The sequence below is a fragment of the Kitasatospora sp. NPDC004799 genome, from assembly GCF_040609095.1.
Lineage (GTDB): Bacteria > Actinomycetota > Actinomycetes > Streptomycetales > Streptomycetaceae > Kitasatospora.
Genome location: NZ_JBEXJK010000425.1, coordinates 1 through 6822 on the forward strand (window position 1 = coordinate 1; position 6822 = coordinate 6822).

The window sequence follows — 6822 nt, forward strand, 5'->3', positions numbered from 1 at the left end:
CGCCACCGGCCTGCTCCACCACTTCCCCGACACCGCCATCGTCTGCTCCGACGACCACGGCGAGGCCAAACCCGCCCCCGGCGTGAGCGGGTGCCCGCCGCAGGGCCCGTACGTGCGGCCCGTACGTGCGGCCCGTACGTGCAGTCCGTCCGGACGGCCCGTCAGAGCCGGGCGGTGCTCAGGATCGCCCGCACCTCGTCGCCGATCGCGGCCTCGTTCCGCTCGAACTCCGGCGCGGTGAGCAGGGCCGGATCGGCCGGCAGCCCGGTCAGCACCGGGGTGTGCAGATGGCCGCCGGGCAGGTCCGGGGCGAGGAACAGGCGGAGCCGGTTGGAGCGGTAGGCGACCTCGTTGGAGAGGTACCCGCCGCCGCCACCGGCGACCGCCCGGGAGCCGGGGGTGGGGCCGTCCGGCCGGAAGACGGGGGCACCGGCGCCCGCCGGGATCTCGGTGACGAAGGCGTTGACCAGCACCGGGAAGGGCTGCTGGACGGACGCCATGGCGCCGGTCGGCAGGGTGGTGCGGATGAACTGCGGCCCGGCGCCCAGGCCCGGGGCGTCCACCGGGTGCAGCGAGGTGCCGCCGGAGAGCGCGGCCACGTTGTCGGTGGCCGGGTCGGCCGAGCGGGCGCGCCCGGCCCACGCCTCCAGGGTGAACTTGCCCGGGTAGCCCTGGCTGATGCTGGTGATCAGGTCGGCGGACTGCAGGCCCGGCCGCAGGTGCGGGGTGAAGGCACGCTCCACGATGCCGCGGTCGAAGTCCCCGTAGCGCACCGGCAGCACGACCGCCCGGACCTCGGCGGTGCCGCCGTCGGCGAGCGTGATCCGCTGCCCGTGCAGCTGCAGCACGGCCGAACCGGAGGGGTTGGCGCGGCGCGGCTCGGCGTCCAGGCCGAACGGGTCGAAGCCGCTGACGAAGATCCGCCGGACGCCGGGGGCGGCGTCGAAGCCGTCGTCCAGACCGCGCGAGGCGTCCTCGAAGCGAGCCCGCAGCGCGGCGTGGTCGACCTCGAACCGGGGCTGCCAGCGGGCGAGTTGGACGGTCATGGCGAGCCTGGTCCAGTACAGCGGACGGTCGTCCCGGGCGGGCAGTTCGCCGCTCGGCCGGTGGCCCTGGGCACGGTCCAGGCCGGCCTGCCAGAGCGTCCGGCCCCAGGTGGTCACCACCCGCTCGGCCTGCCGGGCGCTGCGGGCGGCGCACAGGGCGGAGGGGAACGCCCCGGGCAGCTCGCCCAGGCCGGAGCGCTCGGTGAAGGCGGCCGTGCGGGCATCCTGGAGGCGGGCCTGCTCGGCGTCCAGCGGCACGGTGGCGGAGGTGCGGCAGCCGGCCGGGGCGGCCTGGGCGGCGGCCGGGGCCAGCAGGGCGGCGAGCGTTCCGGTGAGGGCGGCGGCCAGTCCGGCGGCGCGGCGTAGACATGTCATGTTCGCTGACAATAGGTCCGGACCTGACGGCCCGCCAGGGTGCCGACCCGGTACCCGTAGGCTGGCCCGGTGACCTCGCCCGACCTCTCCCTGACCTCCCTGATCGCCGACCCGTACGGCGGCTACGCCCGGCTGCGCGCCGACGCCCCGGTCCACCGGGTCGTCGGCCCGGACGGCCTGCCGTTCTGGCTGGTGACCCGCTACGCCGACGTCCGCCAGGGGCTCGCCGACCCCCGGCTCGCCCTCGACAAGGCGCACGCCGCGCCCGGCAACTACTGGGGCTTCGCACTGCCGCCCGCGCTGGACGCCAACCTGCTCAACATGGACCCGCCGGACCACACCCGGATCCGGCGGCTGGTCTCCCAGGCCTTCACCCCGCGCCGGGTCGCCGCGCTGCGCGAGCCGATCGAGAAGGTCGCCGAGCAGCTGCTCGACGCCATCGAGCCGCTCGGCCGCGCCGACCTGCTCGCGACCTACGCCGCGCCGCTGCCGATCACCGTGATCTGCGACCTGCTCGGCGTCCCCGAGGACGACCGGCACGACTTCCGCGCCTGGACCGACGCCCTGATCACCCCCGACCCCGACCACCCCGAGGCGGCCCGGGCCGCCGTCAAGGCGATGCTCGGCTTCTTCACCGGCCTGATCGAGCGCAAGCGCACCGAACCCGGCGACGACCTGCTCTCCGACCTGATCGCCGCCCGGGACGACCAGGCGGACGGCGGGAGCCTCAGCGAGGACGAGCTGACCTCGCTCGCCTTCCTCATCCTCTTCGCCGGCTACGAGAACACCGTCCACCTGATCGCCAACGCCGTCCTCGCCCTGCTCGCCCACCCCGGCCAACTGGCCGCCCTGCGCGCCGAACCGGAGCTGATCGGCGCGGCGGTCGAGGAGTTCGCCCGCTTCGACGGCCCCGCCCCGCTGGCCATCCGGCGCTTCCCGCGCGAGGACGTCACCATCGGCGGCGTCACCGTCCCGGCGGGGGAGACCGTGCTGCTCGCGCTCGGCTCCGCCAACCGCGACCCCGAGCAGTTCACCGACCCCGACCGGCTCGACCTGCACCGCCGGGAGGCCGGCCACCTCGCCCTCGGGCACGGCATCCACTACTGCCTGGGCGCGCCGCTCGCCCGGATGGAGACCGCCCTGGCGCTCACCGCGCTGCTGCGCCGGTTCCCCGGCCTCGCCCTGGACGTGCCGGTCGAGCGGCTGCGCCACCGGCCCACGCTGCGGGCCCGGGGGCTGCTGGAGCTGCCCGTCCGGTACTGAGGCCGGTACGGAAACGGTCCTGGAACCGGGGTCGGAACCAGGACGGAAGGGGCTGCCGAGGGGCGCCCGGGCGGTGGCTCCGGGGCCCCACGCGCCGTGGTCCCGGGGCCGGCCGTCCGGTGTTCCGCCGCTGGTGGGGCGGTGTTCCGGCCTTGACGGAAAGCTGACGGTTCGCCCGGGAACCGTTGCGAGTACTACAGCGTTGTCGAGGTTGAAACAGCGGTACTCGTACGGTGGTGGAGGAAGTTCCATGAGCGTGGCCCTGACGAAGGGCGGCAACGTCTCCCTGGGCAAGCAGGCCCCCGGGCTGCAGGTGGTCCGGATCGGCCTCGGCTGGACGGCCGGGGCCGGGTACGACCTGGACGCCAGCGCGCTGCTCTGCGGGGCGGACGGGAAGGTCGCCTCGGACCAGCACTTCGTCTTCTTCAACAACCTGCGGAGCCCGGACGGCTCGGTCCGCCACCAGGGTGGAGCCGCCGGCGGCGCCGACCGGGAGCAGATCGAGGTCCGGCTCGCGGAGGTCTCCGCGGAGGTGGAGAAGATCGTCTTCGCGGTGGCGATCTACGACGCGGCGCAGCGGCGGCAGTCCTTCGGGCAGGTCCACGGCGCCCACATCCGGGTGGTGGACCCGGACGGCGGTGCCGAGGTGGCCCGGTACGACGTGGCGCCGGAGGCGGGCAGCGAGACGGCGATGGTCTTCGGCGAGCTGTACCGGCACGGCGCGGACTGGAAGTTCCGGGCGGTCGGGCAGGGGTACGCCACGGGGCTCGCGGGGATCGCCGCGGACTTCGGGGTGGACGTCCTGCAGCCGGCGCCCGCCGCCGCGCCTACCGCTCCGCCCGTCGCGGCGAAGCCGCCGATCGCCCCGCCCGTGCCGGTCGCGCCTCCCGCGCCGCCGGCCGTCCTGCCCGCCGTCGTACCCGCCGCACCCGCCGTAGCGGCGGCCCAGCCCGGACCAGGGAGCCACCCCGTGACGTGTTTCTTCGACCCCTCGCACGGCGCCGGCACCACGGCGGTGCTCTGGTCGCCGCAGTGGGGCGTGCCGCGCCGGATCGAGGCCTGCGTGGCCTGTGCCCAGCGGGTGCAGACCAACGTCCCGCCGTTCTACACCCCGGCCCAGGCCGGTTACCCGCAGCCGGTCCAGCAGGACCAGCCGCAGCTGCCCGGCCAGCAGGCCCAGGGCGGGCGGCGGTTCGGCACCGGCGCGCTGATCGGCGCCGGCGCGGCGGGCCTGGTCGGCGGCGCACTGCTGAACGAGGCCTTCGACGACGACCCGCAGGTGGTCGTCAACAACTACTACGAGGACGACGGCTTCTTCTAGGCCGTCAGGCCGCGGTCCCCGGACGGGCCGTCGGGGTCCCCCGACGGCCCGAGCCGTCGGGGCGGGGCGCTTGAATGCCGGGAGCACCGTGTGAATGCCGGTAGCACCGTTCCGACCGGGGGAGATGTACCGATGACCACGTCCGACGCCGAGCTGGCGGACGTCGCCGCGAACCCCACCGCGGCCTGGCTGGAGTCCTGTTTCGGGCCGGGCGCGCTGTGGCAGCCCGAGCCCGGGGAGCTGCCCGAGCGCCTGACGTCGCCGGGCGCCCGGGCCTTCCTGACCGAGGTCGGCGTGCCGGCCGTCGAGTTGGACTTCCTCGGCTTCGACGCCACCGACCTGCCCGAGCGCGGGATGTGGGAGGCCGACCTGGACGACCTGTTCGGCGAGCGCACGCCGGACGACGACACTCCGCCGAGCAACTGGGGCTACTGCGTCGGCACCTTCAACGAGTGGCATCTGATGGTGTCCGGCGACACCGGCGCCGTACGGATCTACAACGCGGACGGCTGGGACCACGGGCGCGGCTATGGCGGCTGGGCGGCCGACTCGCTGCCCGCGCTGATCGGCGCGCTGGCGGTGCTGGCCCGGCTGGAGGAGCGGATCCGCGAGGGGGACGCCAAGGCCGCGCTGGACGGGTTCGCCGCCCTGGTGGCCGAGTTGGGGCAGGGGCCGGAGGACTCGGACCTCTGGGTGAGGCTGCTGGAGGACCTGCGCGAGGAGTACGAGGAGTTGCCCGAGGACTGACCGTCCCGCTACCGACGGCCGCACAACGTCCTTGCGCTGTGCGGCCGTTCGCGTTCCCGCCGCCCGTGCGGTCAGTCGCCCCGGCGCCGGTACGCCCCGGCCCGGGCCGCCGCCTCGGCGGCCGCCGCCGCGCGGTCGGCGGCCGCCTCGTCCAGCGGCTCCGCGGTGGTGAGCATCCGGTAGTAGAGCGGCGCCGAGACCGCCCGGACGACCTCGAACCCGTCGGTGTCCGGCGGGAGTTCGCCGCGCTCGACGGCCGCGGTGACGCACGGCTCCCACTCCTCGACCCGGCGCCGGTAGAAGTGCTGCAGCGCCTCGGCCGCGTCCGGGTCGCAGGTGGCCGCCACGATGACGGCGCGGAACAGCGCGCCCTGCCGGGGGTCGGCCAGGGTGCGCTGGACGAGCCGGGCGTTGGCCCGCAGGTCGCCGGCGAGGGTGCCGCTGTCGGTGCGCGGCAGCGACTGCTCGGCCATGTCCGCGAGCAGGTCGGCGACCAGGGCGGTGGTGCTGCCCCAGCGGCGGTAGACGGTGGTGCGGCCGACCTCGGCCCGCTGGGCGATGTCGCCGAGGTCGAGTCCGCTGAAGCCGCGCTCGACCAGCGCGTCCTCGGCGGCGCGCAGGACGGCGGCGCGGACCCGGGCGGTCCGGCCGCCGGGGCGGACCGTGCCGGGCGTGGAGGGTTCGGGCGAGGAGGGCGCCGGTCGGGCGGGTCCGGGCGTTGAGAGGCCGGGCGTTGAGGATCCGGTCTGGGCGGGCCCGGACCGGGTGGGCTCGGGGCGCGAGGGCCCGGGGCGCGAGGGCCCGGGGCGCGAGGGCCCGGGGGTGGAGGGCTCGACGGCCATTAACGGGATTCCTGTTCCATTAGTCGGCGGGAGTCTGCTAGGTTCAGGACATCCTAACGGAACAGGGGTCCCATTAGGGGCTCCGAGAGGAGAACCGTCATGTCCGACACCACCGCCATGGAGTACCGCCGGCTCGGCGCGTCCGGCCTCAAGGTGCCCGCCCTCAGCCTCGGCACCGGCACCTTCGGCGGCCGCGGCCCGCTGTTCGGCGCCTGGGGCACCACCGACGTCCAGGAGGCCCGCCGGCTGCTCGACATCGCCATCGACGCCGGGGTCACCCTCTTCGACACCGCCGACGTCTACTCCGACGGCGCCTCCGAGGAGGTGCTCGGCCAGGCCGTCCGCGGCCGCCGCGACCAGGTGCTGATCTCCACCAAGGCCGGACTGCCCACCGGCGACGGCCCCCAGGAGGCCGGCACCTCCCGCGCCCGGCTCGTCCGGAGCGTGGACGACGCGCTGCGCCGCCTCGGCACCGACTACCTGGACCTCTTCCAGCTGCACGCCTACGACGCCGGCACCCCGATCGAGGAGGTGCTCGCCACCCTGGAGGACCTGGTCCGGGCCGGCAAGATCCGCTACACCGGCGTCTCCAACTTCTCCGGCTGGCAGCTGATGAAGTCCCTCGCCCTCGCCGACCGGCACGGCCGCCCCCGGTACGCCGCCCACCAGGTCTACTACTCGCTCGTCGGCCGTGACTACGAGTGGGAGCTGATGCCGCTCGCCGAGGAGGAGGGCGTCGGCGCCCTGGTCTGGAGCCCGCTCGGCTGGGGCCGCCTCACCGGCCGGATCCGCCGCGGGCAGCCGCTCCCGGCCGGCAGCCGGCTGCACGACACCGCCGACTACGGCCCGCCGGTGGAGGACGAGCTGCTCTACCGGGTGGTCGACGCGCTGGACGAGGTCGCCGCCGAGACCGGCCGCACCGTGCCCCAGGTGGCGATCAACTGGCTGCTGCGCCGCCCGACCGTCTCCTCGGTCATCATCGGCGCCCGCAACGAGGAGCAGCTGCGCCAGAACCTCGGCGCGGTCGGCTGGTCCCTGACGGAGGACCAGGTGGCCCGGCTGGACGCGGCCAGCGCCCGCACCGCGCCGTACCCGTACTTCCCGTACCGCCGGCAGGAGGCCTTCGCGCGGCTCAACCCGCCGATCGCGGGCTGAGCGCGGCGGCGCCCGGGTCGTCCGCCGGGGGGCGGCACGGCGATCGGGTGCCGCGTGGGCCCCGGCCCGGGAG

At 75.5% G+C, this 6822-nt stretch carries 6 protein-coding genes; 4 read left to right on the forward strand and 2 right to left on the reverse strand.

From position 1 onward, the window contains the following. Positions 1-161 precede the first annotated feature (161 nt). A complete protein-coding gene (locus ABZW03_RS34390; RefSeq protein ID WP_355267354.1) occupies positions 162-1421 on the reverse strand; it encodes a pyroglutamyl peptidase in 1260 nt (419 codons plus the stop codon). A gap of 69 nt (positions 1422-1490) precedes the next feature. Between ABZW03_RS34390 and ABZW03_RS34395 the strand changes: the two genes are divergently transcribed. From ABZW03_RS34395 to ABZW03_RS34405, 3 genes are all read left to right on the forward strand, one after another. Then, a complete protein-coding gene (locus tag ABZW03_RS34395) occupies positions 1491-2684 on the forward strand; it encodes a cytochrome P450 (protein WP_355267357.1) in 1194 nt (397 codons plus the stop codon). A 250-nt stretch (positions 2685-2934) separates the two neighbouring features. Continuing rightward, a complete protein-coding gene (locus tag ABZW03_RS34400) occupies positions 2935-4005 on the forward strand; it encodes a TerD family protein (protein WP_355267360.1) in 1071 nt (356 codons plus the stop codon). Positions 4006-4137: 132 nt separating this feature from the next. Next, positions 4138-4752: an SUKH-4 family immunity protein gene (locus ABZW03_RS34405; protein WP_355267363.1), complete on the forward strand. Its 615-nt coding sequence runs from the start codon at positions 4138-4140 to the stop codon at positions 4750-4752. Positions 4753-4823: 71 nt separating this feature from the next. Here ABZW03_RS34405 and ABZW03_RS34410 read toward each other — a convergent pair whose 3' ends face one another. Further along, a complete protein-coding gene (locus tag ABZW03_RS34410) occupies positions 4824-5594 on the reverse strand; it encodes a TetR/AcrR family transcriptional regulator C-terminal ligand-binding domain-containing protein (RefSeq protein ID WP_355267366.1) in 771 nt (256 codons plus the stop codon). Between the two features lie 117 nt (positions 5595-5711). Between ABZW03_RS34410 and ABZW03_RS34415 the strand changes: the two genes are divergently transcribed. Continuing rightward, positions 5712-6749, forward strand: coding sequence for an aldo/keto reductase (locus ABZW03_RS34415; RefSeq protein ID WP_355267369.1), 1038 nt, complete (start codon positions 5712-5714; stop codon positions 6747-6749). Positions 6750-6822 lie beyond the last annotated feature (73 nt).